The organism is Micromonospora sicca (genome assembly GCF_003172935.1).
Taxonomy (GTDB): domain Bacteria; phylum Actinomycetota; class Actinomycetes; order Mycobacteriales; family Micromonosporaceae; genus Micromonospora; species Micromonospora sicca.
This window is the reverse complement of sequence record NZ_QGKS01000261.1, coordinates 1-21,629: the sequence shown is the minus strand read 5'-3', so window position 1 is coordinate 21,629 and position 21,629 is coordinate 1. Positions and strand designations below refer to the sequence as shown.

The 21,629-nt window shown below is 68.7% G+C and carries 20 protein-coding genes; 9 read left to right on the top strand and 11 right to left on the bottom strand.

Annotated elements, in window-relative coordinates:
• Nucleotides 1–676: IS630 family transposase (locus tag DKT69_RS20490; RefSeq protein ID WP_236648115.1), on the top strand; the 676-nt coding region annotated here is incomplete at its 5' end.
• A 32-nt stretch (nt 677–708) separates the two neighbouring features.
• Here DKT69_RS20490 and DKT69_RS20485 read toward each other — a convergent pair.
• From DKT69_RS20485 to DKT69_RS20460, 6 genes are all read right to left on the bottom strand, one after another.
• Entirely contained in the window at nt 709–1,521 is an 813-nt protein-coding gene (locus tag DKT69_RS20485) for an alpha/beta hydrolase (RefSeq protein WP_109803136.1), read from the bottom strand.
• A gap of 273 nt (nt 1,522–1,794) precedes the next feature.
• Entirely contained in the window at nt 1,795–2,877 is a 1,083-nt protein-coding gene (locus tag DKT69_RS20480) for an alpha/beta fold hydrolase (protein ID WP_201749762.1), read from the bottom strand.
• Between the two features lie 152 nt (nt 2,878–3,029).
• Nucleotides 3,030–4,922 carry a zinc ribbon domain-containing protein gene (locus DKT69_RS20475; RefSeq protein ID WP_146231159.1) on the bottom strand — a complete coding sequence of 631 codons (1,893 nt, stop codon included), beginning with the start codon at nt 4,920–4,922 and terminating at the stop codon, nt 3,030–3,032.
• A gap of 207 nt (nt 4,923–5,129) precedes the next feature.
• Nucleotides 5,130–5,387, bottom strand: coding sequence for a hypothetical protein (locus DKT69_RS20470; protein WP_109803133.1), 258 nt, complete (start codon nt 5,385–5,387; stop codon nt 5,130–5,132).
• Between the two features lie 26 nt (nt 5,388–5,413).
• On the bottom strand, nt 5,414–5,896 hold the full coding sequence (locus DKT69_RS20465) for an SRPBCC domain-containing protein (protein WP_109803132.1): 483 nt from the start codon (nt 5,894–5,896) through the stop codon (nt 5,414–5,416).
• Entirely contained in the window at nt 5,893–6,228 is a 336-nt protein-coding gene (locus DKT69_RS20460; RefSeq protein ID WP_109803131.1) for an ArsR/SmtB family transcription factor, read from the bottom strand. The genes DKT69_RS20465 and DKT69_RS20460 overlap by 4 nt, the downstream gene beginning before the upstream one ends.
• A gap of 171 nt (nt 6,229–6,399) precedes the next feature.
• Between DKT69_RS20460 and DKT69_RS20455 the strand changes: the two genes are divergently transcribed.
• The 3 genes from DKT69_RS20455 to DKT69_RS20440 all read left to right on the top strand — a co-directional run bounded on the left by DKT69_RS20455 (nt 6,400) and on the right by DKT69_RS20440 (nt 10,483).
• Complete coding sequence (locus DKT69_RS20455; RefSeq protein WP_109803130.1) at nt 6,400–7,743, top strand: glycoside hydrolase family 18 protein; 1,344 nt, start codon at nt 6,400–6,402, stop codon at nt 7,741–7,743.
• A gap of 218 nt (nt 7,744–7,961) precedes the next feature.
• Nucleotides 7,962–8,375 carry an SCP2 sterol-binding domain-containing protein gene (locus DKT69_RS20445; protein WP_146231158.1) on the top strand — a complete coding sequence of 138 codons (414 nt, stop codon included), beginning with the start codon at nt 7,962–7,964 and terminating at the stop codon, nt 8,373–8,375.
• Between the two features lie 5 nt (nt 8,376–8,380).
• Nucleotides 8,381–10,483, top strand: coding sequence for an amylo-alpha-1,6-glucosidase (locus DKT69_RS20440; RefSeq protein ID WP_109803128.1), 2,103 nt, complete (start codon nt 8,381–8,383; stop codon nt 10,481–10,483).
• Nucleotides 10,484–10,727: 244 nt separating this feature from the next.
• On the opposite strand, the gene DKT69_RS20435 is transcribed toward DKT69_RS20440, so the two are convergent.
• Entirely contained in the window at nt 10,728–12,518 is a 1,791-nt protein-coding gene (locus tag DKT69_RS20435; protein ID WP_236648117.1) for an AMP-dependent synthetase/ligase, read from the bottom strand.
• Nucleotides 12,519–13,054: 536 nt separating this feature from the next.
• On the opposite strand from DKT69_RS20435, the gene DKT69_RS20430 reads away from it, so the two are divergent.
• Complete coding sequence (locus tag DKT69_RS20430) at nt 13,055–13,996, top strand: permease (protein ID WP_236648116.1); 942 nt, start codon at nt 13,055–13,057, stop codon at nt 13,994–13,996.
• Nucleotides 13,993–14,715 carry a TIGR03943 family putative permease subunit gene (locus DKT69_RS20425; protein WP_109803127.1) on the top strand — a complete coding sequence of 241 codons (723 nt, stop codon included), beginning with the start codon at nt 13,993–13,995 and terminating at the stop codon, nt 14,713–14,715. Before DKT69_RS20430 ends, DKT69_RS20425 begins: the two co-directional genes overlap by 4 nt.
• Nucleotides 14,716–14,823: 108 nt before the next feature.
• Here DKT69_RS20425 and DKT69_RS20420 read toward each other — a convergent pair whose 3' ends face one another.
• Nucleotides 14,824–15,126 carry a GNAT family N-acetyltransferase gene (locus DKT69_RS20420; RefSeq protein ID WP_201749760.1) on the bottom strand — a complete coding sequence of 101 codons (303 nt, stop codon included), beginning with the start codon at nt 15,124–15,126 and terminating at the stop codon, nt 14,824–14,826.
• 347 nt (nt 15,127–15,473) lie between these two features.
• Between DKT69_RS20420 and DKT69_RS20415 the strand changes: the two genes are divergently transcribed.
• Complete coding sequence (locus tag DKT69_RS20415) at nt 15,474–16,250, top strand: DUF1223 domain-containing protein (RefSeq protein ID WP_109803125.1); 777 nt, start codon at nt 15,474–15,476, stop codon at nt 16,248–16,250.
• 181 nt (nt 16,251–16,431) lie between these two features.
• On the opposite strand, the gene DKT69_RS20410 is transcribed toward DKT69_RS20415, so the two are convergent.
• The 3 genes from DKT69_RS20410 to DKT69_RS20400 all read right to left on the bottom strand — a co-directional run bounded on the left by DKT69_RS20410 (nt 16,432) and on the right by DKT69_RS20400 (nt 18,972).
• Complete coding sequence (locus DKT69_RS20410) at nt 16,432–17,271, bottom strand: amino acid ABC transporter ATP-binding protein (RefSeq protein ID WP_109803137.1); 840 nt, start codon at nt 17,269–17,271, stop codon at nt 16,432–16,434.
• Nucleotides 17,272–17,276: 5 nt separating this feature from the next.
• Complete coding sequence (locus DKT69_RS20405) at nt 17,277–18,071, bottom strand: amino acid ABC transporter permease (RefSeq protein WP_109803124.1); 795 nt, start codon at nt 18,069–18,071, stop codon at nt 17,277–17,279.
• A gap of 82 nt (nt 18,072–18,153) precedes the next feature.
• On the bottom strand, nt 18,154–18,972 hold the full coding sequence (locus DKT69_RS20400; protein WP_109803123.1) for a basic amino acid ABC transporter substrate-binding protein: 819 nt from the start codon (nt 18,970–18,972) through the stop codon (nt 18,154–18,156).
• A gap of 333 nt (nt 18,973–19,305) precedes the next feature.
• Between DKT69_RS20400 and DKT69_RS20395 the strand changes: the two genes are divergently transcribed.
• Together DKT69_RS20395 and DKT69_RS20390 are read left to right on the top strand one after the other, a co-directional pair.
• Complete coding sequence (locus DKT69_RS20395; protein ID WP_236648114.1) at nt 19,306–19,881, top strand: TetR/AcrR family transcriptional regulator; 576 nt, start codon at nt 19,306–19,308, stop codon at nt 19,879–19,881.
• A complete protein-coding gene (locus DKT69_RS20390; protein ID WP_109803121.1) occupies nt 19,878–21,506 on the top strand; it encodes an acyl-CoA dehydrogenase family protein in 1,629 nt (542 codons plus the stop codon). The genes DKT69_RS20395 and DKT69_RS20390 overlap by 4 nt, the downstream gene beginning before the upstream one ends.
• Nucleotides 21,507–21,629: the final 123 nt, after the last annotated feature.

Here is a 21,629-nt window from a genome sequence, read left to right as displayed (position 1 = left end):
ATCGCATGACCCACCGGATCACGTGGAGAGCCCGGTGCGGGGACGACCCGCACGCCGGGTTCGGCGGGCGGGGACGAGAAAACCGGCAGCCGAAACGCTGCACGGCGTCTCGTCCCCGACCCAACAGATTCAGGCACTTGACCGCACCCAGCCGAGCCTGCCGCTCAAGCCCGGTCGGGCCGGCACGATGACCCACGACTACAAGCGCCATGGCACCACGACCCTGTTCGCCGCGTTGGATGTGCTCACCGGCAAGGTGATCGGCAAGTGCTTCGCCCGGCACCGCCACGACGAGTTCCTGCGCTTCCTGCGCACCATCGACACCTCCGTGCCCCGCAAGCTGCAGATCCACATGATCGTCGACAACTACGGCACCCACACCCACCCCAACGTGAAGGCGTGGCTGGCCAAGCATCCACGCTTCCACCTGCACTTCACCCCGACCAGCTCGTCCTGGCTGAACATGGTCGAGCGCTGGTTCGCCGCACTGACCGACAAGATGATCCGCCGTGGCGTGTTCCGCAGCGTGGATGACCTCGTCACCGCGATCGAGGAGTACCTGCGGGTACACAACGACGACCCGAAGCCGTTCGTGTGGACCGCGACCGCCGAATCGATCCTCGCCAAGGTCCGACGTGGACGCGTCACCCTCCAACAACCGGCTAGTCAAAACTGAGACGGAACACTAGCAGCTCACGCGGACGTCCTTCAGGCGCCGGTCGCGGCCGGCCAGCCGGCGTGCTCCACGGCCCAGGCCAGGACGTGGTCGGCGACCTCCTCCCACCCCTTCTGCGCGGGCAGCAGGTGCGCCATGCCTTCGTATTCCTTGATCTCGGTGATGGTCTTCGACGACTTGTAGTGCTTGGCGTTGGACCGCTGCACGCTCGGCGGCATGAGGTGGTCCTCGCTGCCGGAGACGAACAGCAGCGGCGCCCGGTTGTCGTTGTGGTAGTCGACGTGGATGTCCTGCGGGCCGGGCTGGAAGTTCGCCAGCACGCTGTTCCAGAGGATCCGCCCAGATGCCGGGATGTGGTACCGCTGGTAGAGCTCGAGGGACTCTTCCTCGGTAAAGGTGTTGGCGAACGTGTACTTCCACTGCTCGGGCGTCAGGCCGACGGCCTTGTGCCGGTTCGCCGGGTTCTTCAGCACCGGGAACGTCGACTTGATCTGGGACAGCGGCGTGACGAGCACGCCCTCGGTCGCCGCGGAGTTGAGTGCCACGCCCGCGGCGCCGAATCCGTGGTCCAGCAGGACCTGCGTGAACGCACCGCCCGCGGAGTGGCCGATGATGATCGGCGGCTCATCGAGGGCGCCGACCACCGACTCCAGGTGCGAGATGATCGCCGGGGCCGTCACCTCCCCGATCGGCGTCGGGTCGGCGTTGAGTGCCTCGACCTCCACCTCGAACCCTGGGTAGGCGGGCGCGATGACGTGGTAGCCGGCCCGCTGGTAGCGGTCGATCCAGTGTTCCCAGCTGCGCGAGGTCACCCAGAAGCCGTGGACGAGAACGATGGTCTTCATGCGGGGGCGGCCTTTCCGGCGAGGTACTCGATCTGCTGAGTTACACCTATTAGACCGAATAGCTCGGCGAAATGTGACAGGAACGAATCAGGCGGAGCACCCCACCCGGCGTGTCACCAACACGGTGAACCTTCTCGGTCAGCGCACTGTCGATCACCCCGGCACGGCCGGGCTTCGGGCTGTCGTAGGCCGTTCAAAACAGAGTCAGGCCCATTCGGGCGTACGGGCCGTGCCACTGCAAACCCGGTGGCACGGCCTACGGGTTCTTTTGCATCAAGTCGGTGGCAATCGCGACGGCCGCAGGGGCCGGGGTGGTGCGTACCTGGTGAATGCCGGTGGCATGGGCGCGTCGGTGAAGGTGCGTCCAAGGTCCAGGACGAGTTGGTACGGGTCGCCGAGCCCACGGGCGGTCTCGTTCAGGGTTCGGGGACTGGTGTCCGGCCAGCGACCGGTGTGGATGCGGGTGAACAGGGTGCGGAGCATGGCGATCTCCTCCGCCGCGCTGAAGGAGCAGTGCCCACCCCGGTTGACGTAGAGCTGGCGCAGCATGTCAGGGTTCCCGGCACGACGGACCTGCTCGGCGTACCAGCGTTCCTGGTGTGGCGGCGCGCCTCCGTCGCCGAGGGTGTGCATGGTGATCACCGGCACCGGGGTGCGGCCCTGTGGGACGGCGATGTGGTGCATGTAGTCGACCGCAGCCGGGTCGGCGGCGATCCGAGGTGCGGCGGCGAGCCGGTCCAGGTCTGCCCGCAGGTTGAGCCCGGCCGTCCGGTACGCCTGCTCGACCTGGCTGGTCTGGGCGGATCGGGTTAGTTGACGCCGGTAGTCGACGCCGACGTTGGAGGACGGGTTGCCGCCGGCCCGCCGCTCCAGGTCCAGCCGTCCCGGCGGACCGTAGCCCAGGGTGTACGCGTACTGCAGCCACTCGGCCTGGTTGTGGATCTGCTCGACCGGGTCGGTTGGTCGTGGCTCGTGCGCGGAGTACCAGCCGGTGACGTTGCTCAGCGCGGCGGCCAGCGCCAGCCGCGCCTGCCCGTGCTTGGTGGTGAGCGCCTGCTGGATCGCGTCGGTGAGGGCCCGGGCGCCGCCGGTCGGGTCGTCCGGGTGTACCAGGTCGATGTCCTGGTCCGGCGCGAGCAGGGTGCGGATCGCGAACAGTACGTCCAGCCCGGAGTTGAAAGTGGCATGGGTGTCGTATGCGCCGCACATCGTCGCCACCCCGGCGAACCGCTGCGGGTGACGCTCGGCGAGTTGGGTCGCGATCCCCGCGCCCATCGACTGCCCGGTGGCGACTGTGTGCCGCGGCGCACCCACGTTGGCGTCGAACCAGTCCAGTAGCGCGATCTGGTCGTGCAATCCACGTTCGACCGCGTAGCCGAAGCCCTCGTCGGCGAACTGGGATGCGGCCAGGGCGTACCCGTGGTCGAGCAGCCATGCCTCGGTCTCGGACCGGTCCGGCGGCCTGTTCGTCAGCCCGATCCCGAACGACGGGAAGCGTCTCTGGTTTCCTATGTGATCCTCAGCGAGCCGGACTCCCTGCCGGTACTTCCGTCCCGGTGGGTGATCGGGGTGGCGCGTACGTGGCGGTGGAAGCCGCGGCCGAGGACGGCCCCGCGGACCCGGTGTGGGTGTCGCTGGGCGGTGGTGGGAACCGTGTGCGGCACCTGGCGAACCGGCCCTGACGGCTGGGTTTCCTGGGGTGTCCGTCCCGCCGGACGCTTGCCGGCAGTTCCCGGTGGGGGTTCTGCCGGGGCGGGAACCTGCCGTCGCAAGGGCAGCAGGCGTGAAGTCTTGACCGTTGCAGGTCGGACCTGCCTCGGGGTAGGTGCGGTCTTGCGTCGATCCCGCACCGGCCTGATCGTGGCGGTTGGGGTTGGTCGACGCGGCCGGCGCCGGACGGGTGTGTCGGTGGCTGTCCGGATCGCGGTGTTGCCGTTACGGTCGCGGCGGGTTTTGGCCTGGTTGGCCAGGCCCCGGGCGGCGATCCGCTGCGCGGCGGCGTGGTCACGGTCCAGTGACAGGCCACACGAGCAGGTGGCCCACCGGTACCCGGCCACACTGCGCTCCGGTGTTTTGACGTGCTTGACCACAGCCCCGCAGCGGGGACAGCCCGACGACGTGCCACGCGCCGGGACAGTGACCACGGCGATGCCTGCTTTCGCGGCGAGGTGGGCGATGGCGGTGAACACGGTGCCGCGTACCGCGCCGGAGATCCGCCGGTTGAGGCTGCGTGACCGGCCACCGGCCTCGAGCGTGGCGAGGTCCTCGACGTAGATGGCGGTGGCGCCGACCGCGGTCGCGTGGTCGACGAGCCACCGCGCCGCCGACCAGGCAAGAGCCGTGTTGAGATGCCGGATCCGGGCGCACACCGCCGAATGCTCAGCCTCCAGGACGGCAAGCTTCGCGGTCAGTTCCGGGTCGGCGGGGACGTGGGTGGGCCGGCCGTCACGCAGCCGCGCCAGATGGTCGGCTTTGGTGTGGAGGTGTTCGCGGTGGCGGCGTAGCCGCACCAGTTTCGCCGACACCCCGGTCGCGTCGAACCGCAACGGACGCCCCCGCACCACCACCGAGCCCTCCTCGAGGTCGGCCACGGTCGCGGTCAGCAGGGTGTTCACACCCCAGTCGACACCCAGCGCCCGAGCGTGACCGTCCACCGGCGGCGGGGTGCGCGGGGTCTGCCAGGGCAGGTCGACCCGCACCTTGCCATCGCGGGGCCGCAGCGTCGGGCTGCACACCTTCACCCGGGCGGGCACCGGCGCCGGCAGCACCAGGTCGAAGGCGTGCCACACCCAGTCGCGGTACGAGGCCGGTGCCGCGCACATCGGAAGCTGCGACCACACCCGCACGATGCGGTCGTCGACCCGGTCGACGACGACCTGTTGCCGGTCGGCCGCGGCGAGGCTCACCTGCCGCGCCACGACCGGCGGACCCTCCAGCTCACACAGGTCCACCGGCAGCCGCCCATGCCTGCCGAGATATGCGGTGATCTGCCGGGTGCGGTTGCGGATCGTCGCGTTGTCGGTGCCCTCGGGTAACTGCGCACGCAACGCCGACCATTCCTCACCGGTCCGGGCGAACGGATCGGCCGGCCACGTCGCGAGCAGCGCGGCAACGACCGCACGACGGTGGCATCCCAGACGCAAAGCGCGGGCGGCTTCCTCCTCCGCGATCCGACGAACCCGGTCCGACACCACCACACCCGCCGGCGCCACCGCACCCCAACCGAGCCGGCGCAAAGCCATCCACCCGCTGCTCGGCAGACGCCTCCCATCAACCCCGACGCCACCACCAAACACCGCAAGATCGGCATCCGACCAGTGCGCCGCGATCACCCCGTCGGCCATGCCCCGAACCAGGTCCGCCAGCCACCCCACCCGGTCGGCGAACACCCGCCCAGCCACAGGCCTCTGAACTCCGGGTGCGTCGGGCTTACCACCGCACAACGCCCGGTACGCGGTGCACGTCGCGGTCGACGTCAACCACGCACCAGCCACTACCCCACGCCCCTACCCGCAGCTACCAACAGTCGACGCTCCACCATACGGGACCGGATCCCGCAAATCCGGCCGGCGAGCACGGCCACCAGCGAACCGAAACACCACATAGGATCACTTAGCCAACCAGCCAGCAGTGGCACACCCTTCCGGGAGGTACCCGTGGCTGTACAGCACGAGTGTGCCGTTCCAGCTCTGCGGCAGTTCCACCCGGAAGTCGGCGCCGTCGATGGTCCCGGTGATGGTGCGCCGACCCGATGCCGTCGTCGACGCCGCGCTGACGGCGACCGGGGGAACGGCCATGCCGCCGGCGGCTACCAGGGCGGCCGTCAGAGTCAGCCGTCGGGTCAGAGTACGTACCGCTCGCCGCATCCCCTGCTCCTTCCGTCGTCGCAGGTTCAGGCGTAGAGGGAGCGGCCGGTTTCCAGCAGTGACTTCAGGTCGCTGAGGACCTCCGCCCAGCCGCCACCGGCGCTTTCGATCTCGCCGTTGACCTGGGCCAGGGTCTGTGGCGCGCCGGCCAGCTCATGGGTCACGGTGAGCGAGGTGACACCGTTGTGCTGCTCGGCGATCTCGTATGTCAGCCGAGTGGCCGGCTCGTCCAGCCAGGTGGGCCGCCAGGTCTGAACCAGCTTGAACGGCGGGTCCACCTCGACCACCTCGCCCTCGACCGGCACCTCCGGCATGCCCGCCTGCTGGTGCTCCTCGATGGCGAGGGCCCGGTATCGACCGCCCGGCCGCAGGTCGTATTCGGCGATGCCCTGGTAGCCGTACTTCTGGGTCCACTCGGGCTTGGTGATCGCGTCCCAGATCGCTTGGGGTGTGGCCTTGATGTACACCCGGTAGACCTTCGTGGTCCCGGCCGTCGTCGTGGTGGTCATCGATTCTCCTCCGGTTCGTCGCGTTCGAGCTCAGCCTTGAGGTCCAACAGCGCCGCGGCGTGGCCCTCGGTGTACTTGTCGATCCACCGGTCATGGATCAACCTGATCGGCACCGGGTTGAGGAAATGCAGCTTCTCCCGGCCCCGCCGTCGAGTGACCACGAGACCGGCGTCCTCGAGCAGGCGCAGGTGCTTCATGACACCGAAACGCGTCATCGCCAGCTCGGCCTCCAACTCCGTCAACGTCTGGCCGTCGCGGACGAAGAGGCGATCGAGCAGGGCACGTCGCGTCGGATCGGCGAGCGCCTTGAACACCAGGTCGTCGTCGCTCACAGGAGCCAGAATAGGTGACCGAATGGTCACATGTCAACGCCCGTACCCGAGGACGCCGCACCGACCGGACGACCATGCCGAGACAGCCCTTGACCGCAGGACGTGATCGGCTTAGCTTCATCAATCAGCAAAGTCTCTTTACGATTCGCTCCATTCCTCGTGGGAGTGCCGATGCGATCTCTCCGTCACCGCCGCCTCGCTGCTCTGGTCGCCCTGGCGACCGTGCTGGTCACCGCCGCCCCACCGACCGCCGCGAGCGCGGGTGAAAGCCCGAACCGCCGTGCCGGCTTCCACCGGGTCGGCTACTTCACCCAGTGGGGTATCTACGGCCGGGCCTTCCCGGTCAAGAAGCTCGACACGTCCGGGGCGGCAAGCCGTCTCACCCACGTCAACTACGCCTTCGGCAACGTGAGCGAGGACGGGCGCTGCTATGTGGACGGCGGGCCGGGCGAGGGCGACGCCTGGGCCGACTACCAGCGTCCGGTCCCGGCAGAGGAGAGCGTCGACGGGGTTGCCGACGCCTGGGGCGAACCGCTCAACGGCAACTTCGGGCAATTGGCCAAGCTCAAGGCCAAGCACGCCGACCTGAAGGCGCTGATCTCGCTGGGCGGCTGGACCTGGTCGACGTACTTCTCCAACGCCGCCCGCACCGACGCCTCCCGCAAGGCCTTCGTCGCCTCCTGCATCGATCTCTACCTGAAGGGGAACCTGCCGGCCCTGGACGGTGGCAGCGGCGGCCCCGGTGCGGCCGCCGGCGTCTTCGACGGCATCGACCTCGACTGGGAGTGGCCGAACTGGCCGGGCGAGCCCGGCAACGTGATCCGCCCCGAGGACCGGCAGAACTTCACCAAGCTGCTCGCCGAGTTCCGCCGGCAGCTCGACGCGTACGGCCGGCAGACCCACAAGCACTACGCGCTGACCGCTTTCCTGCCGGCCAGTCCGGCGACGATGGACGCCGGGTACGAGGGTCGCAAGATCTTCCGGTACCTGGACTTCGCCACCGTGCAGGGGTACGACTTCCACGGCGCCTGGGACGCGGTGACCAACCAGCAGTCGGCGCTGCGCGTGCCGACGGGAGCGCCGGACAACCCGGACTTCTCCGCTGAGGTGGCGATCGACGGCTGGATCGCCCGGGGTGCACCGCGCGACAAGCTGGTCCTCGGCATCCCGTACTACGGTCGGGGCTGGACCGGCGTCACCGGTGGTGGAAACGGCCTGTTCCAGCCCGCGGCCGGGCCCGCGCCGGCCACCTTCGACGCCGGGTACGAGGACTACCGGCAGCTCAAGACCCTGGCGGGCAATAGCTTCACCGTCCATCGCGACCTGCGTGCCGGGCACGCCTGGCTTTTCGACGGCACCACGTTCTGGACCTACGACGATCCGGCGGTCGTGCTGCAGAAGACGCTGTACATCCGGCGGGCCGGCCTGGCCGGAGCCATGGCCTGGTCGTTGGACGGCGACGACGACAACGCCACCTTGACCAGGACGATCAGCCTCGGCCTCGCAACGCCTTGACGTTCTCTCCGCCCTGAGGGGCGGAGGCTCCCTCCCAGCGTCCCCCGGGCGAGTATGTTGATCGCTGGGTTGACGTCCCGGTCGTGCACCGCCCCGCACAGGCAGGTCCACGACCGGACGAACAGCTCGGCCCAGACTCAGGTGTGCATCTGCCTCACGTTTCGCAAACACCTGAACACGCATCCATGCCTGCATAAACTCGCGCTTGGGGGGCGGGCATGAGTGCGATCGCTGAATTCTTCGTCGGTCTGGGGCCGCGAGGTCGCTCACTGTTGCCGCCACGGGTTCACGGGACGCTCCGTATTGATCTTGTCGACCAGGACTGCACCAGCCACTGGTATGTGGACATGACGGCGGCGGACAGGGTGTTGGTGACCCGCGACAGCAGGCCCGCCGACGCGGTGCTGACCACCACTCACCGCTTGCTCGAGCGCTTGGTGTGCGGGGACCAGTCGGCAATAGCCGCGCTGCTCCGCAACGAGGCAACATTCGCCGGGGACACCCGCTTGATCCTGGCCTTCCGCCGGTTCTTTCCGTCGCCCGCTGGCACCCGCGACCCGCGGGAGGTGGCGCGACAGCATGCACTGCACGGGCAGGCATGGCGGGAGCGCCTGCAGACACGGATCTCGTGAGTGCCATGGGCAGACCTATCAGCATGCTGGACGGCAACACCTTCCTGGTCTGCGACGACACGGGAGACATCGACGCCTCACGTAAGGTGCCGACAGGCCTGTTCTCCTATGACACCCGGTTCTTGTCCAACTGGCGGTTGAGCATCAACGGGGAGCGGTTGCACGCGCTGTCCGTCGACGACGTCCGGTACTTCGAGACCCGGTTCTTCCTCGTTCCCGGAGAGCCGACCCACTACGTCGACGCGAAGGTGTCCGTCATCCGGAACCGCACGATTGGCGGCAGTTTCACCGAGGACCTCGCGGTCCTCAACCACGCCGATCACGAGGTGGACCTGACGGTTCGGCTGGACATGGCGTCCGACTTCGCGGATATCTTCGAGATCAAGAATCCGCAGAGCAAGAAGGCGACTGTGTCGGCCACCGTGGAGGAGAAAAAGCTACGGCTGCGCTACCGCCGGGACCGGTTCCACCGAGAGACGGTGATCTCCACCTCGGCCGACGCGCAGATCGACTCCGGTGGGATGACCTTCCGCATCCGTGTTCCGGGCCAGTCTGAATGGCAGACACAGCTGCGCGTGCAAACCCTGGTGCTCGGTGCACACGAGCGGGACTTCCGCGACAGCCTTGAACTGCGCCACGTGCGTAATCCAGACGAGCTCGACGAGCAACTACGCGAATGGATGGCAGCAGCCCCACGGCTGTCGTGTGACAGCCTGGACATCGTCTCCACCTACAGGCGCAGTTTGGCGGACCTGGCGGCGCTGCGCTACTCGTCGATCACGATGGCGGCAGAACTGGTCGCCGCCGGGCTGCCGTGGTTCATGACCGTCTTCGGGCGCGACAGCATCTTCACCTGCCTGCAGGCTCTACCGTTCACCCCGCAGCTGACCCCGACCACCCTCGGCACCCTTGCCTACGGGCAGGGCAGCCGGATCGACGACTTCCGCGACGAGGAACCGGGCAAGATCCTTCACGAGCTGCGCTATGGCGAGTCCGCGGGGTTCGCCGAACAATCACACTCGCCGTACTACGGCGCTGCGGACAGCACCCCGCTGTTCGTGATCCTGCTCGACGAATACGAGCGGTGGACCGGCGACGACACCCTCGTACGCGCCTACGAGTTCGAAGCCCGCGCAGCCTTGTCCTGGATCGACACCTACGGCGACCTGCTCGACACCGGCTACATCTGGTACCAGACCCGCAATCCTGACACCGGCCTGGCCAACCAGTGCTGGAAAGACTCCTGGGATTCCATTTCCTATCGCGACGGCCGACTACCGCCGTTTCCGCGGGCCACCTGCGAGCAGCAGGGCTATGCGTACGACGCCAAGATGCGGGGGGCCCGTCTGGCCCGCCTGTACTGGAACGATCCCGCCTTCGCCGAGCGGCTGGAGCGGGAAGCCGCCGAGCTCAAAGACCGGTTCAATCGCGAGTTCTGGATAGCCGACGGCGAGTACTACGCGCTCGCCCTCGACGCCGACGGCGGCCAGGTCGACGCCCTGTCCTCCAACATCGGCCACCTTCTGTGGAGCGGCATCGTCGACGAGTCCCGGGCCGGTAGGATCGCCGAGCTCCTCCTCGGCGACCGCCTGTTCTCCGGCTGGGGTGTGCGCACCCTCGCCACCGACTGCGCCCGCTACAACCCCGTCGGCTACCACGTCGGCACGGTTTGGCCCTTCGACAACTCCATCATCGCCTGGGGCCTGTGGCGCTACGGCTACCGCCGAGAGGCCGCAACAATCTGTGAGGCCATGTTCGACGCCGCCCGGCACTTTCAGGGCCGGCTACCCGAAGCCTTTGCCGGCTACCCACGAGTCCGCACCAGATCTCCCGTGCAGTACCCGACGGCATGCAGTCCCCAGGCCTGGTCGGCCGGGACTCCCCTCTTGCTGCTGCGCGTCATGCTCGGCCTCGAACCACACGACGAACACCTCATCATCGATCCAGAGGTACCCGCCGGCATTGGACGAGTCGAACTCCTCGACATCCCCGGGCGATGGGGCAAGATCGATGCCCTCGGACGCAGCCGCACACCGGACGACGATTCTGAACAAGCAACGAGCCGGAACGGCGCCGGGGCCCTCACCGAAGGCAGACGCGGGGCCTGAACCAGATGATGTGCTCGGCATTCGCACAGGGCGCACGGGGTTACCGCAGCGAGACAACAGCAACCGACGCCTCTCGCCGAATCCCACGGGTGGAGGAGCCCGCGGCAAGCCGCCGGATGCCGCTACCAGGCTCCTCCACCACCACTGGCCTCACTACCCGGCCGTCAACCACATCGGGGGTAACGAGTCCCTCCGGCACGACTGGCACAGCCATCCGCCTCCGGCGTGGGTCGGTGGGCAGGCGTCAGTGCCCGCGGTAGAGCGCTTCGACATCGTCGGCGAAGTGGCGCTGCACAACCTCTCGCCTGATCTTCAAAGTAGGGGTGAGTTCTCCGTCGGCTTCGGTGAGGTCCCGCGGCAGGATGCGGAAGGTCTTGACCTGTTCGGCCTTGGACACCGTCTGGTTGGCGCTGTCCACGGCACCCTGGACCGCCGCACGCAGCTCAGCGTTGTCCTGCAGCTCGGCGACCTGTGCGTCCGGGTGGCCGTGTCTGACCCGCCACCGCGACCACGCCTGGGGGTCGATGGTGACCAGCGCCGCGACATAGGGGCGGTCGTCGCCGACGAGCATGCTCTGGCTGATCAGCGGGTGCGTGCGGATCTTCTCCTCGATCGGCGCAGGGGCGAGATTGTTCCCCGTCGCGGTCACGATGATCTCCTTTCTGCGTCCGGTGATGCGCAGGAAACCCTCGTCGTCGAGACTGCCGAGATCACCGGTGCGCAGCCATCCGTCTGCGGTCAACGTGTCGTTCGTGGCCTCGGGGTTGTTCCAGTACCCGGCGAAAACGACGTCCCCGCGGACGAGAACCTCGCCGTCGTCGGCGATGCGGACCTCCACGCCCGGCAACGGGCGGCCGACCGTGCCGATCTTCATCGCCGAGGGCCTGTTCGCCGTCACCGCCGGGGACGTCTCGGTCAGCCCGTACCCCTCCAGCGGGGTGATGCCGGCGCCGCGAAAGAAATGCCCGAGCCGCTCCCCCAGTGGCGCCCCACCCACGATCGCCGTACGGCATTGTCCGCCAATCGCGGCGCGCAACCTGCGGTACGCCACGACATCACACACCGCGCGCGCCACCCGCCACAGCACTCCCGGGCCCCGCGGCGTGTCCATCGCCCGGCTGTACCGCACGGCCACGGCATCGACGACGGAGAACAGCCGTCCCCGGTGCGCGTCTTCGGCTTTGCGCCGGGCCTGGTTGTACATCTTCTCGAACACCCGGGGTACCGCGAGGATGAACGTCGGGCGGTACTTCCGCAGCTGGTCCAGCACCCCGGCAGCGGTGGCGCTGTGCACCATGGTCGCCCGCCTGTACACCATCCCAACTTGAATGAGCCGGGCGAACGCGTGCGCCAGCGGCAGAAACAGCACTGTCGACGCACCTGGACGCAACAAATCCGGCAGCACCGCGGCGGCACCCCTGACGTCGCAGAGAATGTTGTGGTGGGTCAGCACGCAGCCCTTTGGACGGCCCGTCGTGCCGCTGGTGTAGACGATGCTGGCCAGGTCACCGCCCGACACCGCCCGACGCCGGGCCTCGACCTGCATGTCGTCGACCATGCGGCCGGCACCCGCCAGGCCGATCAGGTCCCCGGCGTCGATCTGCCAGATTCGGCCCAGGGCAGGGAGCCTGTCATGCAGGCCGGCGAGCAGCGCGCCTTGCCCGCTGGTCTCGACCACACACGCCACCGCACCCGAATCCGACAGGATCCACTCCACCTGATCGGCGCTGGAGGTGTCATAGACGGGAACGGTGATCGCCCCGATGGACCACAGGGCGTAGTCGACGAGGGTCCACTCGTAGCGGGTGCGGCTCATCAGCCCCACCCTGTCGCCGTGACCCACACCGGCCGCGATGAATCCGCGCGCGATGCTGAGGACATCGTCGCGGAACTGCAGACAGGTCACCGGCACCGGACCGCCCTGCACTGACCGACTCGCCGGCCATGACCGGGGAACCGGATCCGGGCGGACGAATTGCACAGCGTCAGGGGCCTTTCGGGCGTTCTCCCACACCATCTCGGCCAAGCCGGGCATCCCCGTGCCGCTGACCGTCGGGTCCGCCGTCACGTCCTGCACGTCCGCTCCTTCGCTCGCTGCACCGTGACTCAACCGGCACCGAGTCATCATGACCTGATGAGCAGCTCAGCCGGGGTAAACCCGCGAACTTGACCAACACTGCGAACGCCAGCGGTGGATATCGGGCCCGAGGGCCGTCGAACCGTCCGTCATTCCAGACTCTCCCGACCACCTCGGCGCCCTCGGCGATGGCGGGGCGAAGGCCTACGAGGAGCCAGCTTGCGTGGGCGCTCGCTGGCGGATCCGCAAACGGACGTTCGTCGAAGCCTCGTGCTCGTCTCCCAAACTGGAGCCGGCCTCGCCGCGCCCACCTTCCGTCGCCGAACAATCACTCTAGGATGCACTCGTCGACGTCGGAGTAGGTGATCGCGGTGAGCACGACCGATCCTGCCGCCACTGCGGAAGTGGTCCCCGAGTCCGTCGCACCGGCTGCGCCTGAGCAGGCCGCGCCACCCGCGGGCGCTGGTCCGGCGCCACCGCCGCGCGACCGGCGGATCGGCTCCGTCGAGGTGCTCTTCGTGGTCCTCATCCTCATCGGCGTCCTGCATCGGCAGCTCGGCGGCCTGATGGCCGACCCGCGTCTGCAGACCTGGCTGACCGTGTTCGTGTCGGTGATGGTGCAGGCCGTGCCGTTCCTCGTCTTCGGCGTGGTCCTCTCGGCCGTCATCGCAGTGTTCGTACCCCGGTCGATCTGGGCCCGGGCCCTGCCCCGCCACCCGGCGCTCGCGGTTCCCGTCGCCGGCGTCGCCGGCGTGGTGCTTCCCGGCTGCGAGTGCGGCTCCGTGCCGATCGCCGGCTCCCTGATCCGCCGCGGCGTGACCCCCGCCGCCGCCCTGGCGTTTCTGCTCGCCGCACCGGCGATCAACCCGATCGTGCTCACCGCGACCGCCGTGGCCTTCCCGAAGAACCCGGAGATGGTCGCCGCCCGCGCCGGCGCCAGCCTGGTCGTCGCGATGCTGATGGGCTGGTTGTGGCTGCGACTCGGCCGCGCCGAGTGGATCCGCCTGCCATCTCGCGCCCACCTCGACGGTCTGCCCCGGATGGCGGCGTTCTGGGCCGCGTGCCGGCACGACATCGTTCACGCTGGCGGCTTCCTCGTCCTCGGGGCGATGGCCGCCGCGACCATCAATGTCGCCGTGCCCCAGACCTTTCTCCACGAGCTGGCGAAGCACCCGGTGCTGTCCGTGCTCGCCCTGGCCGTGCTCGCCGTACTGCTGTCGATCTGCTCCGAGGCTGACGCGTTCGTCGCCGCGTCGCTGTCCCAGTTCTCCCTGACCGCCCGGCTGGCGTTCCTCGTGGTCGGCCCGATGGTCGACCTGAAGCTCATCTCCATGCAGACCGGCATCTTCGGCCGGCGCTTCGCCGCCCGCTTCGCGCCGGCGACCTTCGGCCTCGCCGTGCTGGTCGCGGCCGGACTCGGGACGGTGATCTGGTGAACCGAGGCGCCCAGGCCCTGGTGGTGATGCTCCTCGGCGGTGCCGTACTGCGCGCCACCTGGACCGACGTCTACCTGCGCTACGTCAAGCAGGGCCTGCGGCCCTTCCTGATCGCCGCCGGCCTGCTCCTGGTCACCACCGCGGTGATGACATTGATCTACGAGCTGCGCGACATGCACCGGCCGGCAGACCACCCGGACGACGACGACCACGGCCACGCCCACGGCGGACCGGTCGTGGGCTGGCTGCTGCTACTCCCCGCCTTCGGACTCCTCATGATCGTGCCACCGGCTCTCGGCGCGGACACCGCCGCCCGCGCGGGCTCCGCCCTGACCAGCATCGAGGACACGGCCTACCCGCCACTGCCGCCGGGCGACCCGGCGAAGCTCACCCTGCTCGAGTACGGCTACCGCGCCGTCTACGACTCCGGCCGCACCCTCCGGGACCGCGAGATCCAGCTCACCGGCTTCATCGCCACCGGACCGGACGGCCAGCCGATGCTCGCCCGCATCATCCTCGCCTGCTGCGCCGCCGACGGCGTACCCATCAAGATCGGCCTTCGCGGCGACGTGCCCCGACTGGCGTCCGACACGTGGGTGCAGGTACAGGGTCGGTGGATCCCGCACACCGCCAAGGATCCGGTCAACGACTCCGACATCCCCTACCTCGAGGTCGACATTTGGCAGAAGATCAGCCCGCCCGCCGAGCAGTACGAGTGAACCGGTCGCTGGCACCAGCGGCAGTGCCAAGAACATCGAGAAGGCGCTCGCCGACCTGGTTGGCCGGACGCTGGCCAGCGCGGCCCGCCAATCACGATAGCTCGGCGGCTACTTGAGCTTTCGAGTCGATCGGGCCACGACATCGTCGTACTCCGGGTGCTTACCCAGCCACTCGCCGAGGAAGGGGCAGATTGGCACCACGAGCCGGCCCTTGGCCCGCGCGTCGTCCATCACCGCACGAGCGAGGGTCGATTCGAGGCCCCTGCCCTCGAACTCCGGATCGACATCGGTGTGGGTGTAGACGATGATGTTGCCGGTCAGTTGGTAGGTGACCACCCCTGCCACCGCGCCCGCCTGGTCCCGTGCCTCGAACCGCTCCCGCCCTGGCGCGTCTGTCACGGTGAACTCCACCCGACCATCCAAGCACGGCTCCCGCAGCTTGACGTCTGAGGGCGCTCCCCTCGTAGGTCGGAGCCCATCCACCGCCGGGCGCCAGCCGACCTGGACCTGTCTGGCATCGGTCCCACGGCCGCTCCGCCCAGGCCGGCGGCTCGGCAAAAGGCGCATAAGACCGAATCGCGGCGCATCGAGGTCAGAGGCTGAGCCCCCGGTAGTAGCAACGCCGCACGGTCAAGGCGGCGCGATGGTTGTGAAAAGGGGCGCGTCGCCAACCGCCGGCGCGCGGCGACTATCACGCATGGTCGCGGCCGTAACGGGAATCGGAGATCCGCCAGCAGGACTTACGGAGGAGACGCGCCATGACGGACCCATCGCGCAGCGGGTCGAATCGTGCCCGTCCGCCGGAGTCGCCGCTGCAGCCGCATGACGTCGCGCCGACGGGCGGCTTCGCCGTCGTGGAGCTGTTCACCTCCCAGGGCTGCTCGAGCTGTCCTCCTGCGGAGGAAGTGCTGACCGAGATCGAGCGCGACGCCCGGAAGCGGGGACAACCCGTGTTCGCCCTCGGCTTTCACGTCGACTACTGGGACTACCTGGGCTGGCCCGACCAATTCGCCGACGTGGCGTACAGCGCGCGGCAGCAGGCGTACGCGCGCGCCTTCGGCTCCGGGCAGTTGTACACCCCGCAGATGGTCGTCAACGGCACCGTCGAGTTCGTCGGTTCCGACCGTCGGCGGGCGGCGACCGCGATCGCGTCCGCCCTGACGGTGGTGGCCACCACGCCGCTCGCACTGTCGGTCGAGGACGCCGCCGGGGGCACGGGCGGCGGGCACCGGGTGGTGGTGGACTACCGGACCGAGCGGCCGCCGGAGCGGGCGGTGTTGAACGTGGCGATCGTGGAGCGTGGCCTGGAAAGCGAGGTCGCCCGGGGTGAGAACGCCGGGCGGACGCTGCGGCAGGACAACGTGGTGCGCGGCTTCACGTCGTTGGGTCTGGACGCCGAGCGTGGGCGGGTGGAACTGGAGGTGTCGCCAGACCTTGATCCTCAACAAGCCTCGGTGGTCGGCTACGTGCAGCACGACGGTGACAAGGCCATCGTCGGCGCCGCGGCCATCGGCATGTCCGCCGAGCCTGGATGAGAGCTGCTGGTGACGGCATGAGCGGCGACGACGCGCCCCGTCCGAACCGGGCGGGGCGCAACGGCGCAGCTGCATCCTGACCGACGGAGCGATGATCGGCATGCTGCTGAACGCCCACAGCCTGCCTGGCGATCGCCGCCACACGCTTCAAACGGCGTCCATGATTCAGGATGGGCGGCTGTCAGAGGTTGTGGCGGTCGTCGGCCGGCAGCCGGGGCGGCTCCGGTGACTCGGCGGACTGGTCGGGCTGACCGAGCTGCGCGACATGGGTCGGGTCGAGGACCCGGGAGAGGAACGAGCGGGTCCGTTCGTGCCGCGGCGCGCCGAGTACCTCCTGGGGCGGCCCCTGCTCGACCACCACGCCGCCGTCCATGAACACGACCCGGTCGGCGACGTCCCGCGCGAACGCCATCTCGTGGGTGACCACCAGCATCGTCATGCCGTCCTCGGCCAGCTGGCGCATGACGGTGAGCACGTCGCCGACCAGTTCCGGATCGAGCGCGGAGGTCGGCTCGTCGAAGAGCATCAGCTTGGGGTCCATCGACAGCGATCGGGCGATCGCCGCCCGCTGCTGCTGCCCGCCGGAGAGCTGCGCCGGGAACGCGTCGGCCTTGTCGGTCAGGCCGACCCGCTCCAGGTTGCCCCGCGCGATCCGCTCGGCTTCGGCGCGGCCACGCCGGAGCACCCGGCGCTGGGCGATGGTGAGGTTGTCCAGCACGGTCAGATGCGGGAAGAGGTTGAACGACTGGAAGACCATGCCGATGCCGCGGCGGACCGAGTCGATCTCGACATCCGGGTCGGTCATCTCGGTCCCGTTCACCCAGATCTTGCCGGCGGTCGGCTCCTCCAACAGGTTGACGCAGCGCAGCAGGGTCGATTTGCCGGACCCGGACGGCCCGATGACGCACACCACTTCGCCGTGGCCGACCTCGAAGTCGATGCCCTTGAGCACTTCGAGCGACCCGAAGGACTTGTGCAGGTCGCGGATCTCGACGGCGGGCTGGGTTTGAGGAGTGGTCATGTGGGTCACCGAGCCTTGGCGTAGCGGAGTTCGAGGCGACGTACCACCTGGGACAGGGGCAGGGTGATGATCAGGTAGGTGAGGCCGGCCACCAGCAGCGGGGTGGCGTTCACCCGGTCGTTCAGCGTGTCCCGACCGAACTTCGTGACCTCGATGGTCTGCGCCGTCACGCCGAGCACGTAGGCGAGCGACGAGTCCTTGGTCAGCAGAATGAGCTCGTTCGTCAGCGGCGGGATCACGATCCGGAACGCCTGCGGGATGACGATGGTGCGCATCGCGGTGAAGTGCGACATGCCGAGGGTGCGCGCCGCCTCCATCTGCCCCTTCGGCACGGCCTGGATGCCGGCCCGGATGGTCTCGGCCATGTACGCCGCGGCGGTCAACCCGAGACCGATCGCGATCGATCCGAACACGCCGCCCGGAATCTCCCGCTCCGGGAAGGCGATGGGAATGCCGTATCCCACGAGGAAGAGCACCAGCAGCGCGGGCAGACCGCGGAACAGTTCGATGTACGCCGTCGCCACCCAGCGGTACGGAGCCACCCGGGACAGCCGCATCAACGCGAGGACGGTGCCGAACACGAGGCCGAAGGCGAACGCACCCAGCGTGTACAGGATCGTGTTGCGGAGCGCAACGGTGATGATCGTCGGGAACATCGACTCGATGATGTCGACCCGGAAGAACGCCTCGCTCAGCCTGCCCCAGTCCGCGGCAAAGATCACCACGGCGATGATGGCGACAAAGGCCAGGTACTGGAGCCAGAGGGACAGCCGCTCTCGCTGGCGGCGTCGCAGCTTCACCGTTCGACTCTCCTTGACTGGGCGGAGGTTGCCGACGCGCAGGGCGCGCGCCAGGCGCGCGCCCTGCTGCTACAAGGTTCGATCACTTGTTCGGCTGCTTGCCGATCCACTTCTCGTAGATCTTGTCGTACGTGCCGTCCTGCTTGGCCTTGGCCAGCACCTCATTGATCTTCTTGAGCAGTTCCGGGTTGCCGTCCTTCTTCACCGAGAACCCGTACTGCTCTCCGGTGTCGAACTCGGCCGCCACCTCGAACCCGCCCGAGTGCTCCTTGATGTACTCGGTCCAGACCGGCAGGTCGTTGATGGCGGCCTCGATCTGGCCGTTGGCCAGGGCCTGCTGCTCGGCGGCGAGGTCCTCGAACTCGACGAGCTGCAGGCCCTTCTCGTCGGCGAGCTTCTTGGCGTAGTCACGGCCAGTCGTCGCAGCCTGGACGCCGAGCTTCTTGCCCTTGAGGTCGTCGAGCGACTTGTACGGCTTGCCGGTCTTGACCAACATCGCCTGGGTTGCGTCGAAGTAGGGATCGGAGAAGTTCATCACCTTCTGCCGCTCCTCGGTGATCGTCATGCCGGCAGCCGCGGCGTCACACTTGCCCGTGTTCAGGTCCTGGCCGGACTTGATCCCCTCGAACGGCGTGTCGACGATCGTCTGTTCGACGCCGAGTTCCTTGGCGACCAGGTCCATCACGTCGACGTCGAACCCGACCACCTTGCCGCTGGAATCCTTGGACTGGAACGGCGCGTACGGCAGGTGGGTGCAGACGGTCAGCTTGCCCTTCTCGATGAGCTTGACCCCGCCCGCCTGGACCTCGCCCTCGTCCTTCTTGGCGCATCCCGCGCTCACCGCGAGGGCGGCGATCGCCACGACGAGGCCGGCCTTGCGGACTGCGCTATCGAACCTCACGGCTATGTCCCTCCGAATTCAGCCCCCATATGACGGGCAGCCAGGGTTGGTGCAAAGACGGTGTGACAGGCGACGGTACCTGATCTGACGAGCCGTACCAAGATCACGACGGGGCGCTAGACCAAGCTGCAACCGTTCCGCTCGGTAAACCCGGCACTCGCCACGCAACCGCACCTGGAAAGGCTGTGCCCGACTCCTCCGGGAGCCCCGGACGGGGCCACTCGGCTGCCGTACTTCGAGGAGACGATGTCCGATCCGGGGTGGTCGCCACCTTGCCGCCAAGGACTGAATGATGCTTCAATTCTTTGCGTGGCCTACCGGAGCACCGAGCGCGTGAAAGCTCGGCTGACCGCCTCCCGGGAGCGGATCATTGCCGCCGCACTGGAGATCATGGCCGGGCACGGATACGCCGGCTGCTCGGTAGCCGCCGTCGCAGAGCGGGCCGGTGTGGCGACCGGCAGCGTCTACCGCCACTTCCCCACCAAGGCCGACCTGTTCGCCGAGGTGTTTCGCACAGCCTCCCAGCGCGAGATGGACGCGGTCGCGCGCGCCGCAGCGCTGAAGACCGCCGTCGCCGAGCGCGTGTCAGCCGTCATCGAGACGTTCTCCGGTCGCGCGCTGCAGTCCCCGCGGTTGGCGTACGCCCTGCTCGCCGAGCCGGTCGACCCGGCGGTCGACGCCCAGCGGCTCGTGTTCCGCCGTGGATACGCCGAGCTGATCGCCGGGTACGTCGCGGCCGGTGTGGCGAGCGGTGAACTACCTCCGCAGGACCCGGAGCTGACCGCGACGGCTCTGGTCGGCGCCCTGGCCGAGGCCATGGTCGGTCCGCTGGCCGCCGGGGTCGCCGGCCCGAGCACCATCCCCAGCCTGATCACGTTCATCCACCGCGCGCTTGGAGTATCGCCGTGACGACACACGAGGTCTTCAACCAGGTTCCCCCGCTGACCGGCTACGACGCGGCGGACGACCCGCCACTGCTCGACGGGCTCGAGCGGGAGGGCGCCGGCTGGGCCGCCGCCGAGCTGCACGAGCTCGGCCGGATCGGCGGCAGCGAGCAGGCGATCGAGTACGGGCGGCTGGCGAACGAACACCCGCCGGTCCTGCGCACCCACGACCGCTACGGCCACCGGATCGACGAGGTCGAGTTCCACCCGGCCTGGCACGAGCTGATGCGCACCGCGGTCACGCACGGCCTGCACGCCGCACCGTGGGCGGACCACCGGCCGGGCGCACACGTGGCCCGGGCGGCCAAGTTCTACACCTGGCGCCCCGACGCCGGCCACGGCTGCCCGGTCTCGATGACCTACGCGGCCGTGCCGGCGCTGCGGCACAACCCGGAGCTGGCCGCGCAGTACGAGCCGCTGCTCACCGCCAGGGCGTACGACTTCGGGCTGCGTCCGCCGCTGACCAAGCAGGGGCTGCTGGCCGGCATGTCGATGACGGAGAAGCAGGGCGGCTCGGACGTGCGCGCCAACACCACCACCGCCCGCCCCGAGCCGGACGGCACCTATCGGCTTCTCGGGCACAAGTGGTTCACGTCGGCGCCGATGTGCGACATCTTCCTCACCCTCGCCCAGGCGCCGGGCGGACTCACCTGCTTCCTCGTCCCGCGTGTCCTGCCGGACGGCACGCGCAACCCGATGCGGCTGATGCGCCTCAAGGACAAACTCGGCAACCGGTCCAACGCCTCGGCCGAGGTCGAGTACGAGCACGCGGTCGCCTGGCGCGTCGGAGACGAGGGCCGCGGCGTGCGCACCATCATCGACATGGTCAACCTGACTCGCCTCGACTGCGTCATCGGCGCCGCGGCCGGGATGCGCCAAGGCGTGATCACCGCCGCCCACCACGCCACCCACCGGCGGACCTTCGACCGGTACCTCGTCGACCAGCCGCTGATGCGCAACGTGCTCGCCGACCTCGCGGTCGAGTCCGAGGCTGCCACCGTCCTCATGATGCGGCTCGCCGGAGCGACCGACCGATCGGCGCGCGGCGACGCCGGCGAGTCCGCGTTCAAACGGCTCGCCCTCGCCGTCGGCAAGTACTGGGTCTGCAAGCGCTGGCCGGCGCACGCCGCCGAGGCCCTCGAATGCCTGGGCGGCAACGGCTATGTCGAGGAGTCGGGCATGCCGCGGCTGTTCCGCGAGTCGCCACTGAACTCGATCTGGGAGGGCTCCGGCAACGTCGCCGCGCTGGACGTACTGCGCGCTCTCACCAGGGAATCCCAGGTCATGGAGGCGTTCCGGGCCGAGGTGGCGGCCGCCGCCGGCGCCGACGCGCGGCTCGACGCCGCGCTACGCCAGGTGCAGGTTGACCTGTCCGACCACGGCGACCTCGAACTACGGGCCCGCCGCATCGTCGAACGGCTCGCACTGGTCCTGCAAGGCTCGCTGCTGGTGCGGCACGGCCACCCCGCCATCGCCGACGCCTTCTGCGCCTCCCGGCTCGGGGGCGACCACGGTCAGGCATTCGGCACGCTGCCGAGCGGTGTCGACTTCGCCGCGATCATCTCCCGCGCGGCACCCAAGCTGGGCTGACTGTGAGCATGGCGGGGTCGGTTCAGCAGTGGTGAGCTGACAGTTGGCAGCGGTGGGCGTGACTCTTGGCCTGACTGGCTTTTTGTGCCTTTGACCGGACTTGTCCGTCCACTGCTGCCGGCG

Excerpts from the sequence above, each read along its gene's own strand:
- DKT69_RS20485 (WP_109803136.1), bottom strand. The coding sequence starts at position 1,521 with ATGAAGACCATCGTTCTCGTCCACGGCTTCTGGGTGACCTCGCGCAGC.
- DKT69_RS20470 (WP_109803133.1), bottom strand. The coding sequence starts at position 5,387 with ATGCGGCGAGCGGTACGTACTCTGACCCGACGGCTGACTCTGACGGCC.
- DKT69_RS20465 (WP_109803132.1), bottom strand. The coding sequence starts at position 5,896 with ATGACCACCACGACGACGGCCGGGACCACGAAGGTCTACCGGGTGTAC.
- DKT69_RS20455 (WP_109803130.1), top strand. The coding sequence starts at position 6,400 with ATGCGATCTCTCCGTCACCGCCGCCTCGCTGCTCTGGTCGCCCTGGCG.
- DKT69_RS20445 (WP_146231158.1), top strand. The coding sequence starts at position 7,962 with ATGAGTGCGATCGCTGAATTCTTCGTCGGTCTGGGGCCGCGAGGTCGC.
- DKT69_RS20440 (WP_109803128.1), top strand. The coding sequence starts at position 8,381 with ATGGGCAGACCTATCAGCATGCTGGACGGCAACACCTTCCTGGTCTGC.
- DKT69_RS20435 (WP_236648117.1), bottom strand. The coding sequence starts at position 12,518 with ATGCCCGGCTTGGCCGAGATGGTGTGGGAGAACGCCCGAAAGGCCCCT.
- DKT69_RS20415 (WP_109803125.1), top strand. The coding sequence starts at position 15,474 with ATGACGGACCCATCGCGCAGCGGGTCGAATCGTGCCCGTCCGCCGGAG.
- DKT69_RS20410 (WP_109803137.1), bottom strand. The coding sequence starts at position 17,271 with ATGACCACTCCTCAAACCCAGCCCGCCGTCGAGATCCGCGACCTGCAC.